Raw genomic sequence first — 14,629 nt, forward strand, 5'->3', positions numbered from 1 at the left:
CCCCAGCTCAGAGTATGCGCCGCAAGGCGGCAAGGACGGTAAGGCGTGCGGTCAGCAGCGCCAGTGCAACGCCGCCGAGCGGGATCGCGGCGATCACCCCCCAGTCGAGCCAGCGCAAGGTGGCCCCGGTTACCATGCCCGAACCCAGTCCGGCAAATTCATGGGCGAGGATAAAGATCGCGGTCAACCCGACGGCGCCGCCGATGATACCACCGGCCGCAGCGTCTGTCGCGGCCGCACGCTGGAACACGCCCGCAATCTGGGCATCGGTCCCGCCCAGCATGTGCACGATCTCGATGGTGGTGCGGTGGTTGCCCAGCGCATTGCGCACCGAGAGCACGACGGTCGCGACCGTCGCCACTGCGAGCAAGGTGATGAGGCCGCCCGAAAGCCATTGCAGCGCGACGATTGCCCGGAATACCGGCGCGAGCCAGGCCTGTTGCGCATCGACGCGGGCTGCTGGAGCTGCCGCCGCGATTGCCCGGTGCAGCCGGTCGAGTTCCTGCGGCGTTGCGCTGCCTGAAAGGTGAAGGTCGATCAGTGCCGGGATCGGCATGTCCTCGACCTCGTCGCCCGGACGCGTGCCGAGCCAGGGTTCGAGCAGGGAATTGAGTTCATCCTGCGCCACGCGGCGGACCTGGGTGACGCCGGGAACTTTGCCCAGCGCCGCGACCGCTGCGTCGGCCTGCCGATTGCGTTCGGCGGGGGCCGCGCTCACGATCTGGACGGTGACGCCGCCTGAAAGGTCGGCGTCGGCCGCAACGGCGGCATTGCGCAAGGCAAGGCCGCTTGCCGCCGCGATCACCATCAGTGCGATGACGATGGCAATGACCCAGGGCATCGGCCCGGTCAGGCGCGGCTCGGGCAGGATGCGCGCGTCGCTGCCGTCGACATTGCGTCGGCTGCCGAAAAGCGCTGACGCGTTCATGACGCGGAAGAGCCCGGTCGGAATGTGTCGCTGGCCCGGTTCTGGCGACGCGGCGGATAGCGCAAGGCGCCGGTCGGGTCGGCAAGGCGCCCCTTGTCGAGGCGCATGATCAGCGAATCGGGGACATTGCCGATGAGGTGGAGGTCGTGCGTCGCGACCACCACGGTCGTGCCCAGCCGGTTGAGGCTTTCGAACAGCAGCAACAGTTTGAGCGCCATGTCCGGGTCGACGTTGCCGGTCGGTTCGTCGGCGATGAGCATGTCGGGGCGGGCGATGACCGCCCGGGCGATGGCGACGCGCTGCTGCTCCCCGCCCGAAAGCGTGGCCGGACGCGCGTGGCGACGATCGCCGAGACCAACCCAGTCGAGCATTTCGCCGACGGGCTTGGCGATCTCGCGCTCGCTGACCCCGGCAACGCGCAAGGGCAGGGCGACGTTGTCGAACGCGGAAAGATGCGGGACGAGGCGGAAGTCCTGGAACACGACGCCCAGGCGGCGGCGAAATCCGGGCAGGCGTTCGCGCGGCAGGGTGATCGCGTCGGTGCCGAACATGCGGATCAGCCCGCGCGAGGGGCGCTGCGCCAGATAAAGAAGCTTGAGCAGGCTGGTCTTGCCCGCACCCGATGCCCCGGTCAGGAAATAGAACCGTCCGGAGTAGAGGGTGAAGGAAATGTCGCTCAGCACTTCCTTGTCCGACCCATAGCGCAGCCCGACGTTGTCGAAATGCACGATTTCGGCTTCAGGCTCGCTCATCAGTGGTGCTTGTCTTGCGTTTTTTCCGTCGGACGGGGCGACCGCGTTGGCCTGCGAAGAGCATACGCGTCAATGCATGTGGAAAAAAGGCCGTGGACGCAATTCTCCCCGCCTGATCCTATTGTTTCGGATGCCGGTCGCGTGTTTAACGCTTGCATATGATCATCGCCTGCCCCGCTTGCTCGACGCGCTATGTCGTTCCCGACAGCGCCATCGGCGTGGACGGGCGCACCGTGCGCTGCGCCAAGTGCCGGCACAGCTGGTTTCAGGCGGGGCCGGAATTGGCGCCCCGGCCCGATGCTCCTGTCATGCCGGTTCCGGAAATGGCGGCTGCGAGTGCTCCGGTTACGCCATCTCCCGGTTCGGCTCCTGCCGATGGCGGCTTTGCGCCGTCCGAAAGCGGGCGGGTCCCTTCGCCCCCGGGCGACGTGGCGCCTCCGGTTCCTCCGGTCGCTCCCGCTTCGACGGCGGCTGGTCTTGCCGAAGAAGGGCCTTCGCCCTTTGCGCATGAACCTCCGTTCCGTCCGCGTCGCAATCCGCTCAAGCTCTGGACGATTGCCGGTGTGGTCTTTGCACTGGTGGTTGCCGCGCTGATCGGCGCGGTCAGCTATTTCGGCCTGCCCGACTGGCTGCCGGTGGCCAAGCAGACGTTCGGCCCGACGCGCCCCGATCTTGAACTCTCGTTCCCTGCCGAGCGGCAGGATCGTCGCACGCTGCCCAATGGGACCGAATATTTCGGAGCCAGCGGGACGATCACCAATGTGGGCAAGGACGTGCGGGAAGTTCCCCCGATCCTGATCGTGCTGCGCGATGGACAGAATCGGGTCGTCTATACCTGGAACGTGATTCCGCCCAAGGACGTGCTCAAGCCCGGCGAGAGCGAAACCATCAACGAGGCCGTCACTGACGTGCCCAAGACGGCCAAGTTCGCGGAAATCGGCTGGAAGCCTGAATAAGGGCAGGGCCTTCGTTCCATGTGCGCAAAGGCGTGGGACGAAAAAAATGAAGTTCTTTTGCAAACATGGTTGCGCACCCCAAAGTCCTTTGCTAGGGGCGCGCTCCTACCCCGACGGAGCGACGGTTTAACGCCTTGCTCCGGAACGATGATGCGGTCGTGGCGGAATTGGTAGACGCGCAACGTTGAGGTCGTTGTGGCCGAAAGGCCGTGGAAGTTCGAGTCTTCTCGACCGCACCATTCTTCTGATGGAAATGGAAAACACCCCTTCGGGGGCACCCCGCAGTCCCGACGGCTGCGGGTTTTTTGTGTTCAGTGTTCCTGTGCGTCGGCGTCGATGGCGTCGGTCGTGGCTGAACGCGGAGAAGACGTTTGCGCCAGGCTCCAGATCAGCGTCTGGCGGGCGTGGGCGATGCGCGGGTGGCGCAGGGCGCTGGGCGTCCAGACAAGGAAGTAGGCGTTCTGGCTGACCGCGATCGGCGCCGGGATCTCGACCAGTTCGCCGCGCGCGATTTCGCTGTGACACAGATAGACCGGCAGCACCGACCAGCCGAAGCCGACAGTCAGGAGGGCGCGCAGGCCTCTGAGGTCGGGCGCGATCAGAGCCGGGCTGACGGGATCGCGCAGCAGGTTGTTGCGTTCCAGCCATCCTTCCATCAGCGGTTGTTCGAGCGTGTAGGCAAGGACCGGTTCGGCCGCGAGGCCGTCGGCCAGATCCTCGGCGGCCAGAATGCGTGCGGCAACGGCAGGGCCTGCAACCGCGATCAGGGGTTCGGTGCGGATCAGTTCGCTGCGCAGGCGTCGATCCTGCACCGGGAAGGCGGAAATCCCGAGATCGCAATGCCCCTCGATCAGATTGTGCAACACTTCGTCGCGTCCGGCGGTCTGAAGGCGCACGCGCATGCCCGCTTCGAGCAGGGGGACGAGTTGCGGGGCGACCACTTCGGACAGGAAGTCGGGATTGCCGATGATGCGGATGGCACCCGCCAGTTCGGCCGACCGCGCGCGGGCTGCGGCCAATGCCGCTTCGGCCTGGTCGAGGCGGTCGCCGATGTCGGCGGCAAGCTCGTCGGCGGCGGCGGTCGGGGTGACGCCGTGGACGTGGCGTTCGAACAACTGGCGTCCGATCGCGCTTTCGAGGCTGGCAATGTGTTGCGACACGGCCGGCTGGGTCAGTTCGAGTGCGCGCGCGGCGCTGCTGATCGAGCGCTGCCGATAGACTTCCATGAAGGTGCGGAGCCGTGTGAGCATGGTTCAAGCCATAAATAATTTTATGGGTGAGGCCTAGTCCGCTTTTGAGACGAGGCGGGCGAGTCCTGCTAGAAGGGCTTCAACAAGACGAATTCACGACATCGCATTGCCGGTGAAACCCTGGTCACCGGCAATGCGACAGTCAAGTCAAGCTTCTTCAGGCAAGGTTGATGCAGTCCCGGACTAGGCAGTGGGGCTGCAGGCGCAGGAAACAGGAGAAACGGTCGCACCATCCTAATCCGACGCCGATGTGATCGGTTTTTCCGACCCCGCATCGTCAACCGACCGTAACAGTTAAGCCCGGACCGACCCGACCCCAAGCCCCCCCCAAGGGTTGGTCCGCGCCGCGGCGAGGCATCGCACCTGCCCCCCTCTCCCCAGCGATGCCTCGCCGCCATCGGCGCCACATCAGGGCGCCCACACGAATTCCCGCCGCGCCTTGCGGCAGACACTGAGCCCGCTTGTCAGTTTGCATGGGCCAGCCTTCAACAAGGTTCGATACGGCGCCAGGGCCGACGGACTTTGCGACGGGGTTGGTTCTTTCGCTTCGGAGAATGACTTGGTTGCCGCCGACTTGCGTATGATCGTTGCGACGATGCGCCGGGCGCAGTTGGCGGCAGGGGTTCCCGATGCCGCCTTGCGGCGTGACCGGCTCGAGCGCGTGGCGCAACTTCTCGACGAACATCATCGCCCGCTTGCAGCCGCAGCCGCTGCTGACCGCGGGCTCGAAACCGTTGCCGCGACGCATGCGCCGGATCTGGTGTCCGCCCATGCGAATCTCAGCCGGGCCGCACGCGAGGTTGAATCCTGGATGGCCCGCCGTCCCGGCTCGGATTATTGGCCCCAGGGTGTCGTGGGCATCATTGCCCCGTGGACATATCCGGTCAGCCTGGCACTTGCCCCGCTCGCTGGGGCTTTTGCGGCGGGGAATGTCGCCCTGATCAAGCTTTCCCCTTATGCCCAGCGCAGCAGCGACCTGCTTGCCGATCTGGTCGGGCGCTACTTTTCGCCTGCGGAACTTGGCGTGGTGCAGGGGGATGACAGCGTCGGCGCCTGTTTTGCCGAACTTCCCTTCGCGCATCTGGTCTTTACCGGCAGCGCGCGGGCAGCGCGCTCGGTCGCGGCCAATGCCGCCGCGCGGCTGACCCCGATCACTTATGCAGTCGGAGGCAAGTCTCCCGCGATCGTTGCTGCCGATGCCGATCTCGACCGGGCCGCGCGCTTCGTCATGACGGCGAAGCTGCGTCACGCCGGGCAGTGCTGCCACACGGTCGATCATGTCATGGTCGCGCGCGAAGTGGCCGAGCCCTTCGTCGAAGCGGCCCGGATCCATGCGGCGGACATTTTCGCGAACGCGCCCGCGTTTCCTGCGATCGTCAATCGGACCCATTACGACCGCCTTCAGTCCTTGCTGGCCGATGCGCAGAAACGCGGCGCACGGCGTGTGCCGCTCGATCCGACTGCCACCGTGCCCGAAAAGGCAAGCGGCAAGCGCACGGCAGCGGGGCGCGGCGGTCCTCATCGCATGGCGCCCGAATTGCTGCTCGATGCCGATGAAAGCATGGCGATCATGGCCGAGGAAGTGTTCGGGCCGGTGCTGCCCGTCGTCACGGTCGCCGACGATATGGATGCGATCGGTCGCATCGCTGTCGGGCCTTTGCCGGCACAGGCCATCTATTTCGGGGCTGACCCGGCTGCCCGCACCCTTTTTGCAGATCGGGTTGCAGCCGATGTCGTCTTCATTAATCCCGCGCCCGAGTCGTTCGATGGTGCGGCAATGGCAGGATCCCTGATGCCGGGGAACGAGCAATGGTCGGGAGAAACGGGTTTCCGCCGTTTCTCCGTTGCACGCAGGCTGGTAATTGCCGACGATCCGTCGCAATCCAGTCTCGCGGCGACCCGTCTCGGCTGACCGGTTCAGGGAGAGAGCATGATTTCGCTTGGTTTCAAGGGTGTGGTGTCTGTGCGGGCGTGCCGAACCGGCTCGTCGTCGGCATCTGCCGCAAACGCGGAAATCGGGTGCGGTGACTTGGGGAGCAGTGACGTCGGCTGCCGCGGAATCGGGCTGTCGGCATGACGTTCCGTACCCCGGCGTGGTGGCCGGCGTTCCTCTTCTCGTTCAAGAATGCGCTCGCCGCACTGATCGCGCTCGGCTTCAGCCTGTCGGTCGGGCTGGAAATGCCGTTCTGGGCGATCACCACGGTCTATATCGTGTCGAGCCCGGTTTCGGCCGCGACCCGGTCGAAGACGGTCTATCGCGCCATCGGCACGGTGATCGGGGCGGCGGCTGCCGTGGCGATGGTGCCCGCTCTGGTCGAATGGCCTTCGCTGCTCAGCTTTGGTCTTGCGGCCTGGGTCGGGGGCTGTCTTGCCTTTTCGCTGCTCGATCGCTCGCCGCGTTCCTATACACTGATGCTGGCGGGCTACACCGCCGCGATCATCGGCTTCCCGAGCGTCAACCGGCCCGAAGCGGTGTTCGATGTCGCACAGGCCCGTGTGACCGAAATCGTTCTGGGCATCACGTGCGCGACGGTCGTGCACAGCCTGCTCTTGCCGCAGTCACTGGGGTCCCGGCTCGGGCCGCGTCTTGATGCGTGGCTGCGTGACGCCGAATCCTGGCTGCTCGACGTCCTCGACATGAGCGACGACAGTTCCAAGGACAAGTTCGAACGGGACCGCCGGCGTCTGGCCGTCGACGCGCTCGATTGCGTCCTGCTTTCAACGCATGTGCCTTACGACACATCGCACTGGCGCGAAGCCAATCGCACGGTTCAGGCGCTGCTCTATCGCATGTTGCTGCTCTTGCCGCTGTTGTCCGGCCTTGCCGACCGGCGCGGGGTGCTGGGGAACGATCCGCCGCTCGAACCGGTGGTTGCCGACGCCCATACCTGGCTCGAGAACGGCAGCCGTCTGGAAGAGCAGCCCGATTTTCTGGCGCCCTTGCCCGAAGGGCACACCTGGCGCGACCTTCTGCGTGAAAGCTTTCTGGTTCGGCTCGAGCAGGTTTCGACGATTCTGGGCGAATCGCGGCAATTGCTCGACCGGTTGGAGGATCCGACGAAGGCCTTGCCGCATCGGCTCGAAACCGAACGCGTTCATCTGCGCCTGACCAACGATCCGGGCATTGCCATGCTGTCCGGGTTCTCGGCCGCGCTCGGTCTGATGCTGATCTGCGCGTTCTGGATCATCACCGGCTGGCCTGACGGGGCGAGCGGGGCTGCGATGACGGCGGTCTTCTGTTGTCTGTTTGCCGCGATGGACAATCCGGTGCCGATGATCCTGGCCTTTGGCGGGGCGATCATCGCCAGCATTCCGCTCGCCGGGATTTACCTGTTCGGCGTTCTGCCGCGCATCGACGGTTTCCCCGCCCTTTGTGCCGTGCTCTTGCCGCCGATGCTGGGGATGGGCATGTTCCTGCTCCATCCACGACGGGGGCCACTGGCAGTTGCGTTTTCCATGGGCTTTTTCACGGCGATCGCGCTGCAACAGGAATATTCGGCCGACCTTGCGCGCTTCATCAACAGCAACCTGGGGCAGGTTCTGGCCGTTGCGATTGCCGCGACGGTGACCGCGACCCTGCGCAAGACCGCGTCGTCGGCGGCGATCGATCGTCTTGCCCGTCGTCAGCAGGCCGACCTTGCCCGCTTTGCGGCCGCGCGGACGCCGCCCGATCCGGCGCTGGTACTTGGCCGTGCGAGCGACCAGCTTGCCCTTATCACCCAGCGTCTGGGCGAAGGGGACGCACGCGCGGTCGTCGGCCTCAACGAAGTGCGCATCGCCGCCAATATCGCCTCGGTACAGCAGTTGCGCGCAGGCTCCGAAGGCGCCTTGCGCAATGCCTGCGGTCGTTTGCTGCGCACGGCGGCCCGCCATTTTGCGCGCAGCAAGCCCGGCATGCCGCCGCCGCCGGTTCTGCTGGCCCTGATCGACCGCACGTTGCGTTTGACGCTTGACACACCGCCGCCGCGCGCCGGACATGGCGGCGAGTTGATCGGCAACGATCCGGCGAACGGTCGGGCGGCGCTGGTTGCCTTGCGCCGCAATCTGTTCCCCGACGCCCCCGATTTCGTTCCGGAGCCCGAGGCATGATCCCCGAATACACGGCCTATGGCGTCCTGATCGCATCGGCGCCGTTCACCGCTTGCGTTGCGCTCGCGATCAACATCATCATTCACCGGATGCTCGTGGCCCTGCGGTTTTACCGCTGGGTCTGGCATCCGATCCTGTTCGACACCTCGCTTTTCGTGCTGGTGTGGGCCTTTATCACCTTCCACCCCCTGCCGATTCCCCAAGGATTGCTGCCATGAACGCCCGGCGTCTGCCGCTCAAGGATCCTGTCGTCGCCCAGTCGGTTCGTGTCGCGCTGACCAGCGCGCTTGCCGTCGCCGCGGTTTTTGCGGGCTGGAAAATCTGGATCCACTACGATGCCGACCCCTGGACTCGTGACGGCCGTATCCGCGCCGAAGTGGTGCAGGTCGCTCCCGACGTGCCGGGGCTGGTCACCGGGGTCTTCGTCGGCAACGACTCGATCGTCCATCGCGGGCAGGTCCTGTTCGAAATCGACCGTCCGCGCTACCAGATCGCCTTGGCCCAGTCCGAAGCCGCGCTCGATCAGGCGCAGGCCGCCGAAGCCCGGGCCGAAGTCGCGGTGACCAAGACGCAGGCCGATCTTGATCAGGCCCATCGCGAAGCGAAGCGCAACCATCACCTCGGTGATCTGGTCGCGACCGAAACCACCGAGCAGGGGGATACCAAGGTCGAGACGGCGACGTCGGCACTGGCCGACGCCAAGGCGGCGGTCGCCGTTGCCAAGACCCAGGTCGAAGCCGCGCTCGCGGCACGCGATCTCGCTCGCCTCAATCTCGAACGCACGCGGGTTCTGGCGCCGATGGACGGCCGCCTGTCCGACTTCATGCTGCGCGTGGGCGACTATGTGACGCCGGGCAAGGCAGTCATGGCGCTGGTCGATATCTCGTCGCTGCGCGTCGAAGGGTATTTCGAGGAAACCAAGCTGCCCAACGTTCGCGTAGGACAGGAAGCGACGATCCACCTCATGGGCGAAGAGCGCAAGCTGCACGGCCATGTCGTGTCGATTGCGGGCGCGATCGAGGACCATGACCGCACGGTCAGCCCTTCGCTGCTCCCCGCGATCAACCCGAACTTCAGCTGGGTGCGTCTGGCCCAGCGCGTCCCGGTGCGTATCTCGATTGACAATCCGCCTGCTGACGTGGCGCTGATCCCCGGCCGGACGGCAACGGTCACGCTCGACATGAAGGATGACGGCAAATCCGACAAGGGCGGCAAGGGGAACGGCAAGTGAGCATGCCCCGTCGCCTTGCGGGCAAGCGATTGGCCGGAAGTGGCGTTCTGGTCAGCGCCTTTGCCCTTGCCGGTTGTGTGATGGGGCCCAACTATCATGTGCCGGAAAAGGCTGCGGCCAGCCAGGCGGTCGCCAAGGCGCCGTTCCACGAGGCGCCGACGACGCCGGGGGTGACGGCGGACACGCTGCCGCCGCGCTGGTGGCACATGTACGACGATCCGGTTCTCGACAAGCTCGAGGAAGATGCGCTCGCGGCCAATACCGAACTGCGCATTGCCGGGGCCAACCTTGCCCGTGCGCAGGCGTTTACCCGCGTGACCGAAGGCCAGGGCGAGCTCGAATATTCGGTCGACGTCATGGCCGAGCGTGCGCGCCTGTCGGGCGAATCCTTCCTGAGGCCCAATTCGGTCCCGGTCGCCAGTATCGGCGAAGTCAAAGGCGCGGTGAATTACCAGCTCGACCTGTTCGGGCGGATCAAGCGTTCGATCGAAGCCGCGCGCGCTGATGAACAGGCGAGCGCAGCCGTGATCGGCGCGGTCAAGGTCACGGTCGCGGCCGAAGTCGCGAAGGCCTACATCGGGCAGTGTGCAGCAAGAGAAGCGCAGGAACTGGCCGAGCGGCAAGTCGAGATCAACGAGCATGCGCTCGAAGTCGCCAAGCGCATCAATGACGCCGGTCGTTCGTCGGTCGGTGGTGTGACCGAGGCCGAGCACCGGCTGGCGCTGGCGAAGTCGGCGGTTCCGATCCGTCGGGCCCGTGCACGGGCCGAACTTTATCGCCTCGCTTTCCTGCTCGGTCGTGCCCCGGCGGATTATCCGCGCGAAGCGGAACGCTGCCATGAGATCCCCAAGATCGAGCGGCCGCTACCGATCGGCGACGGCGCGGCACTGATTGCGCGACGTCCGGACGTGCGGGTGGCCGAGCGCGAACTGGCGAGCGCGACCGCGCGTGTCGGTGTCGCGACGGCGAGCCTTTATCCCGACATCAGCATCGGCGTGTCCGGCGGGGCATTCGGGTTCATCAAGGATCTGGGAACCGCGCCTGCCAACATGTGGGGCGTGGGCGGCCTGCTGCACTGGACGATCCCGACCAAGAGCGAGCGTGCACGGGTCCGGGCAGCCAATGCCGAGGCCGACGCAGCCCTTGCCCATTTCGACGGCGTGGTGCTCGATGCCCTGCGTGAGACCGAGACGGCGCTGGCGATGTATGCCGAAGATCACAACCGCGCGGTGTCGATTGCCGATGCGCTTGTCGCTGCGCGCGAGGAAGCCAAGGAAGCGCGCGAATTGCGTGAAGGCGGGCGCACGCCGCTGCTTTCCGCGATCGGCGGACAGCAGACCGAAATCGCGGCCGAAATCGCCGACAGCGACATCCGCGAGGCCGTTGCCCTCGATCAGGTTGGTCTGTTCCTCGCGCTTGGCGGCGGCTGGTAAGGATATTCCCCCTCGTTCCTAATGAACGGGACGAGGGGGGAGAAGGTCATCAGGCTTCGGCAATGACCGGATTGGTCAGCGTGCCGATCGTGCCGATCGCGATTTCGACCGTGTCACCGGGCTGGAGATAGAGCGGGGGATTGCGCTTGTCGCCGACGCCGCCGGGGGTTCCGGTGGAGATGACGTCGCCCGGATTGAGCTGGGTGAACGTCGAGCAATAGGCGATCAGCGTCGGAATATCCCAGATCATGTCGCTGACCGGCTGGTCCTGTACCAGGGTGCCGTTGACGCGGGTCTGAACCCGCTGGCTGCCCAGATCGGGAATCTCGTCGGGCGTGACGAGGGCCGGGCCGAAGCCGCCGGTCGCGGGCCAGTTCTTGCCCGGCGTGAACTGGCTGTTGTGGCGTTGCCAGTCGCGGATCGACCCGTCGTTGAACGGGGCAAAGCCCGCGATGTGGTCGAAGGCGGCCTCGGGCGCGATGCGGCGCCCGGCTTTGCCGATCACGACTGCCAGTTCGCCTTCGTAATCGAACCGCTTGGTTTCGGCCGGATGGATGAAAGGTGCGCCATCGGCGGCGAGCGTGTCGGCCCAGCGATGGAAGATCGCCGGATGCTCTTTCTGTTCCCGCCCGGTCTCGGCGACGTGGGTGGCGTAATTGAGCCCGATGCACAGGATCTTGTCGGGATTGGGGATCACCGGCAGCAGTGTGACATCTATGCGGGCCAGGGCCGGACCGTCGGTCGGCGCATGGGGAAGACCTGCTGCCAGCGCAGCCTTGAGATCGACCGGCGCACCCGGAACCGCTCCCAGATCGAGGATCGTTTCGCCATCGAGGCGCCCCCACGAGGGTGTGCCGCAAGGACGGAGGAAGGACACGAAGCGCATGAAATCCGGTGCTCCTGCTGAGGCCGAGGCTGATGTTGGGCATAAATGCTTTCGCGCGCTGGGGAAAGTGCGGGCGATGTTGCAGGGCGAAAGTGGGGAAGCGGGCAGAAGCAGGCGGCGGGCGATTGACGAATTCGTTGTTCGCCTCTTGCTCAACTGCCCGGATAGTGACAGGTTTCGCTTTCCCTATGCGTCATCGGAATGTCCAATAGAATGAGTATTTTTGATAGGACGCAATGATGCGCTGCGGCATAACCGGCATCGAGATTCGGGTGTGCCCATGATCCCAGAGGTGCCAAGATGACGCAGGCAAAGAGTCAGCCGGAAGCAGATCTTTTCGACGGTGTGGCCCAGACGATGGACCATGCCGCTCGCGCTGCACTGGCGCAATTCAGTGGCGGACTTTCGCCGATCACGATCGCCCAGTCCCTTGCCGACTGGGGGCTGCATCTGGCGACCTCGCCGGGGCGGCAGATGCAACTGGCGGGCAAGGGGCTGCGCAAGGGATTGCGTCTGGCCGAATATGTTGCCCGCGCAGGGTTGGCGGGGGAAACGCCGCCGCCTGCCGTCGAGCCCTTGCCTCAGGATCACCGCTTTACCGATCCCGCCTGGCAGAAAGCGCCCTTTGACACGATCTCGCAGGCGTTCCTGCTGCAACAGCAGTGGTGGCATGCGGCAACGACCTGCATCGGCGGCGTCAGCGCCCATCACGAGGCGGTGACGTCCTTCACGGTTCGTCAGTTGCTCGACATGGTCGCGCCGACCAATTTCATCGCGACCAACCCGGTCCTGCAAAAGCGGATCATGGATACCGGCGGTCATTGCCTGATCGACGGTGCTCGCCATTTCCTCGACGATCTTCGTCGCACGCTGGGCGGCGATCCGCCTGCCGGGGTCGATGGGTTCAAGGTGGGCGAGCAGATCGCCGCCGCACCGGGACGCGTCGTCCTGCGCAACGAACTGATGGAACTGATCCAGTACGAGCCGACCACGGACAAGGTGCGGCCCGAGCCGGTCCTGATCGTGCCGGCCTGGATCATGAAGTACTACATTCTTGACTTGTCCGAGCACAATTCGCTGGTGCGCTGGCTGACGGCGCAGGGCTTCACCGTGTTCATGGTGTCCTGGCACAATCCCACGAGCAACGACCGCAACAAGGACATGGACGATTACGGTCGCCTCGGTCCGCTTGCGGCACTCGATGCGATCACTGCCATCACCGGGGCACAGCGCATTCATGCTGCCGGATATTGCCTGGGCGGGACATTGCTGGCGATCGCGGCGGCGGCTCTGGCCCGCGATGGCGACAAGCGGCTGGCCAGCCTGACCTTCATGGCGGCCCAGACCGAGTTTTCCGAGCCGGGCGAACTGGGCCTCTTCATCGACGAAGCCCAGATCGACGTGATCGAGGCGATGATGTGGACGCGCGGCTATCTCGCGAGCGGACAGATGGGCGGCGCGTTCCAGATGCTGCGGTCCAACGACCTTATCTGGTCGCGCATTCTCACCACCTATCTGATGGGTGAGCGCGAGGCGATGAACGACCTGATGGCGTGGAATGCGGACGGCACCCGCATGCCTTATGCCATGCACAGCGAGTATCTGTGGAAGCTGTTCCTCGGCAACGACCTTGCCGAAGGGCGCTATCGCGTCGATGGGCGCCCCGTCTCCTTGTCGGCGTTGCGTCAGCCGATCTTCATGGTCGGGACCGAAACCGATCACGTCGCACCCTGGCGTTCGGTGCATAAGCTGCACATGCTGACGTCGGCGGAAATCCGTTTCGTGCTGACGAGCGGCGGCCACAATGCCGGGATCGTGTCCGAACCGGGCCATCCCCACCGGCATTACCACATTGCGACCCGTCCCGAGGATGGCGCCGCCCTGTCGCCGGACGAGTGGATGGCTGTGGCCGAGGCGCGCCAGGGATCGTGGTGGACGGCCTGGGGCGAATGGCTGGCCGAGCATTCGGGCGAACCCGTCGCGCCGCCTTCGCTGGGCAATGTCGAGGCCGGGTATCCGCCGCGCGATGCAGCCCCCGGGCACTACGTTCTCGAACGCTGACGATCCCGCGTCGTTTCCTGCCCCCCTTCGACAAGAGGCTCCCCGCGATGGCGTCCCGTTTGCAGACTGTTCTCGTTCCCGTTGCTGCCCTGGCTCTGGTCGGAGGCGGGGCCGCGTGGTGGCGGACGCAGTCGCACGAGACGCTGCCTGCGGGGATCATCGGCAGCAATGGGCGTATCGAGCTCAAGCGAACCGATGTCGCGGTCAAATATCCGGGGCGGCTGGTCGCGCTTCGTGTCGATGAAGGCGATGAAGTCCATGCCGGGGATGTGATCGCCGAGGAAGATCCCGCCGACACGCTGGCCCAGCTCAAGGGGGCGCAAGCCTCGCGCGAGCGGGCCATGGCGGCGCAGGACCGCGCGAGCGGGGAAACCGGCGCACGCGAAAGTCAGGCGGGCCTGGCCGCCATCGACCTGCACCAGACCGAAAAACTTGCCGCACAGCACATGATCTCGCCGGTCGAACTCGATCAGCGGCGCCTTGCCTATGCGGGGGCAACGGCGGGCGTGGCGGCGGCCCATGGCGGCGTGGCCGAGGCGCACGGGGCCATTGCGGAGGCCGATGCCGCGATCGACCGCCTCAAGACCGTCCTTGCCGATTTGCGCATTGTGGCGCCGGGCAAGCCGGGTACGCGCTATACGGTCGAATATCGCGTGGTCGAGAACGGCGCGGTGCTGCCATCGGGTGGGCGGATCGTCTCGCTGCTCAATCCCGACGATGTTTCGCTGACCCTGTTCCTGCCGGCCGCCACAGTCGCGCGGCTGGCGGTGGGGGATGAGGCCCGCGTCCTTCCCGAAGGCATGGGGCGTGCGGTTCCGGCGCGGATCACCTTTATCGCGCCCGATGCGCAATTCACGCCGAAGTTCGTCGAAACCGCCAGTGAACGGGAAAAGCTGACCTATCGTGTCAAGCTGACCGTCACGCCCGAGGGGATCCGTGCGCTGGGTGGAAAGCTCAAGGCCGGGATGACCGCCGACGGCTATGTCCGCACCGACACGCACGTGGCCTGGCCGGACTTCGGCGGCAAGACGAACGGAAACTGA

General features: G+C 65.5%; 12 protein-coding genes and 1 tRNA gene. 9 read left to right on the forward strand and 4 right to left on the reverse strand.

Translation table 11 applies throughout. The features are described from left to right. Nucleotides 1–7: 7 nt before the first annotated feature. Entirely contained in the window at nucleotides 8–928 is a 921-nt protein-coding gene (locus Y88_RS12380; protein ID WP_008069777.1) for a cell division protein FtsX, read from the reverse strand. Next, nucleotides 925–1,680, reverse strand: a complete 756-nt coding sequence (gene ftsE, locus Y88_RS12385) for a cell division ATP-binding protein FtsE (protein ID WP_008069780.1) — start codon at nucleotides 1,678–1,680, stop codon at nucleotides 925–927. Before ftsE ends, Y88_RS12380 begins: the two co-directional genes overlap by 4 nt. Before the next feature lie 158 nt (nucleotides 1,681–1,838). Between ftsE and Y88_RS12390 the strand changes: the two genes are divergently transcribed. Further along, on the forward strand, nucleotides 1,839–2,636 hold the full coding sequence (locus Y88_RS12390) for a zinc-ribbon domain-containing protein (RefSeq protein WP_008069782.1): 798 nt from the start codon (nucleotides 1,839–1,841) through the stop codon (nucleotides 2,634–2,636). Nucleotides 2,637–2,788: 152 nt separating this feature from the next. After that, a tRNA-Leu gene (locus tag Y88_RS12395) sits at nucleotides 2,789–2,875 on the forward strand. Nucleotides 2,876–2,947: 72 nt separating this feature from the next. Here the strand turns inward: Y88_RS12395 and Y88_RS12400 are convergent. Then, complete coding sequence (locus tag Y88_RS12400; protein WP_018075515.1) at nucleotides 2,948–3,886, reverse strand: LysR family transcriptional regulator; 939 nt, start codon at nucleotides 3,884–3,886, stop codon at nucleotides 2,948–2,950. 574 nt (nucleotides 3,887–4,460) lie between these two features. On the opposite strand from Y88_RS12400, the gene Y88_RS12405 reads away from it, so the two are divergent. The 5 genes from Y88_RS12405 (at nucleotide 4,461) to Y88_RS12425 (ending at nucleotide 10,639) form a co-directional block, all read left to right on the forward strand. Continuing rightward, a complete protein-coding gene (locus Y88_RS12405) occupies nucleotides 4,461–5,798 on the forward strand; it encodes an aldehyde dehydrogenase family protein (protein ID WP_269724242.1) in 1,338 nt (445 codons plus the stop codon). 161 nt (nucleotides 5,799–5,959) lie between these two features. After that, on the forward strand, nucleotides 5,960–7,975 hold the full coding sequence (locus Y88_RS12410) for an FUSC family protein (protein WP_008069789.1): 2,016 nt from the start codon (nucleotides 5,960–5,962) through the stop codon (nucleotides 7,973–7,975). Then, entirely contained in the window at nucleotides 7,972–8,193 is a 222-nt protein-coding gene (locus tag Y88_RS12415) for a DUF1656 domain-containing protein (protein ID WP_008069791.1), read from the forward strand. Before Y88_RS12410 ends, Y88_RS12415 begins: the two co-directional genes overlap by 4 nt. After that, on the forward strand, nucleotides 8,190–9,206 hold the full coding sequence (locus Y88_RS12420; RefSeq protein WP_008069793.1) for an HlyD family efflux transporter periplasmic adaptor subunit: 1,017 nt from the start codon (nucleotides 8,190–8,192) through the stop codon (nucleotides 9,204–9,206). Before Y88_RS12415 ends, Y88_RS12420 begins: the two co-directional genes overlap by 4 nt. 2 nt (nucleotides 9,207–9,208) lie before the next feature. Then, nucleotides 9,209–10,639: an efflux transporter outer membrane subunit gene (locus Y88_RS12425; protein ID WP_008069794.1), complete on the forward strand. Its 1,431-nt coding sequence runs from the start codon at nucleotides 9,209–9,211 to the stop codon at nucleotides 10,637–10,639. 49 nt (nucleotides 10,640–10,688) lie between these two features. Here Y88_RS12425 and Y88_RS12430 read toward each other — a convergent pair whose 3' ends face one another. Further along, nucleotides 10,689–11,525 (reverse strand): fumarylacetoacetate hydrolase family protein, encoded by an 837-nt coding sequence (locus tag Y88_RS12430; RefSeq protein WP_008069796.1) that lies wholly within the window; start codon nucleotides 11,523–11,525, stop codon nucleotides 10,689–10,691. A gap of 300 nt (nucleotides 11,526–11,825) precedes the next feature. Here Y88_RS12430 and Y88_RS12435 point away from each other — a divergent pair, with 300 nt between their 5' ends. Both Y88_RS12435 and Y88_RS12440 read left to right on the forward strand, forming a co-directional pair. Continuing rightward, nucleotides 11,826–13,586, forward strand: a complete 1,761-nt coding sequence (locus Y88_RS12435) for a PHA/PHB synthase family protein (protein ID WP_018075514.1) — start codon at nucleotides 11,826–11,828, stop codon at nucleotides 13,584–13,586. Between the two features lie 47 nt (nucleotides 13,587–13,633). Further along, complete coding sequence (locus Y88_RS12440) at nucleotides 13,634–14,629, forward strand: HlyD family secretion protein (protein ID WP_008069806.1); 996 nt, start codon at nucleotides 13,634–13,636, stop codon at nucleotides 14,627–14,629.

Origin of the sequence: Novosphingobium nitrogenifigens DSM 19370 (assembly GCF_000192575.1) — a bacterium.
GTDB lineage: Bacteria > Pseudomonadota > Alphaproteobacteria > Sphingomonadales > Sphingomonadaceae > Novosphingobium > Novosphingobium nitrogenifigens.